1 protein-coding gene is annotated in these 2,074 nt (G+C 62.8%); it reads left to right on the top strand.

All coding sequences use genetic code 11. The annotated features are described in order from the left end of the window. Nucleotides 1-2,074: non-ribosomal peptide synthetase (locus E4K65_RS46575; protein WP_135179746.1), on the top strand; the 2,074-nt coding region annotated here is incomplete at both ends.

Genomic DNA, 2,074 nt, shown 5'->3' with positions numbered 1-2,074 from the left:
CTTGATCACACGCCGTTATTCCAGGTGATGCTGGCCTGGGAGAACAATGAGGTTGGGTCATTGGAGCTGCCGGGGCTGAGTGTCGAAGCTGCCAGGGAGGAGATTGATCAGCTCAAGTTCGATCTGGAGCTGAGCCTTGGCGAGCATGGCGAGGAGATCGCCGGAACGCTGGCTTATGCCACGGCGCTATTTGATCAGGCGACGATCGAGCGGCAGCGTGGTTATCTGCTGGCGCTGCTGCGGGCGATGGCTGCCGATGCGCAGCAAGAGGTCCAGCGGATTGAGCTGCTCTCGGCTGCCGAGCGCACGGATCTGCTGGAGGACCTGAACCGGACGGCGGCGCCATATCCTGCGGAGCGGTGCATCCACGAGCTGTTCGAGGCGCAGGTGCGCAAGGCGCCGGATGCGGTGGCGGTGGTCTGCGGTGATGAGCGGCTGAGCTATGGCGAGCTCAATGCGCGGGCCAACCGCCTGGCACATCACCTGATCGCTCTCGGCGTCAAACCTGGGGATCGCATTGCCACCGTGCTGGACCGATCCGCCGCTCTTGTGGTGGCACAGCTGGCGGTTCTGAAGGCGGGCGGGGTGTATGTACCGATCGATCGCGCCCTTCCGGTGGCGCGACAAGAATTGTTGATGGCCGATTGTGCTGCACGCTTGGTGCTTTGCGGGGATGATCTGGTTGAGGCGACCATACCTGTTCGTGCTATTGAGCCGCTCATAGCTGGCACGGAATGTAGTTCCGATCCTGGGCTGGCGTTGAGCGCTGAAACGGCCGCTTACGTCATGTACACCTCCGGCTCAACTGGCCTTCCCAAAGGAGTTGTTGTTCCTCATCGTGCCGTCAACCGGCTCGTGATCAACAGTGGGTATGTGAAGATCGATGCAGGAGATCGGGTGGCATGGGCTGGCAATCCCGCCTTCGACGCAAGCACATTCGAGGTATGGGCACCGTTGCTTAACGGTGGTTGCATTGTTGCCATGCATGCGTCCACCGTCAGGGATACTGCTAGTGTTGCCCGGGCGCTTGAACAGCATCGGGTGACGTCACTGTTTCTGACAACAGCATTATTCAACCAATATACATCCTCGATTGCTCCGACTTTGGCGCAACTGAAGCACCTCCTCTGTGGGGGTGAGCGCGGTGATCTTGCCTCATTTTTGAGAGTGTTGAAAGAAAACGGCCCCGTACGTCTCATGAACTGCTACGGGCCCACCGAGACGACGACCTTCGCGACGATCTGGACTTGCCCGGCTGATTTCAATGGGTCGTTGGTCCCGATCGGGCGTCCAATCGCCAACACGCGGGTGTACCTGCTGGATGGTCATGGCGGGTTGGTCCCGTTCGGTGCGGTGGGCGAGCTCTGCATTGGCGGGGCGGGGGTGGCACGGGGCTATCTGAACCGCCCCGAGCTGACAGCCGAGCGGTTCATCGCCAGTCCCTTTGTCGAGGGCGATCGGCTGTACCGGACCGGCGACCTGGCACGCTACCTGCCGGACGGCAATCTTGAGTTCCTGGGCCGCAACGACGATCAGGTGAAGATCCGCGGCTATCGCATCGAGCCGGGCGAGATCGTAGCAAAGCTTTGCGAACACGCCTGGGTGCGCGAGGCGGTGGTGGTGGCGCGCCAGAACGGCCCCAGTGACAAGCATCTGATCGCCTATGTGGTCTGCGCGCCCGAGGCCGGCTCGGACGAGGGCGATGCAGGCGGGCTTGCGGGCGCTTTGCGCGAGCACTTGAGTGCGCGGCTGCCGGATTACATGGTGCCGAGCGCGTTTGTGCGGCTGGCAGCGCTTCCGCTGACGCTGAACGGCAAGCTCGATCGCAACGCGCTGCCGGCCCCTCGCGATCAGGCCTATGCACTGGCGGCCTATGAGGCGCCGCAAGGCGCGGTCGAGACCGCGCTGGCGCAGATCTGGGCCGAGCTCCTTGGTGTCGAGCGCATCGGGCGCAACGACCACTTCTTCGAACTGGGCGGCCACTCCCTCTTGGCCGTGCAGATGTCGAGCCGGCTGTCACAGGCGGTCGGAGTCGACCTGCCGCTGTCGACGCTGTTCGCAAGGCCAGTGCTGA

Source organism: Bradyrhizobium niftali (assembly GCF_004571025.1).
In the GTDB taxonomy this organism is placed as follows: Bacteria; Pseudomonadota; Alphaproteobacteria; order Rhizobiales; family Xanthobacteraceae; genus Bradyrhizobium; species Bradyrhizobium niftali.
The sequence above is the reverse complement of the archived record's forward strand: the minus strand, read 5'-3'. Positions and strand labels throughout refer to the sequence as shown.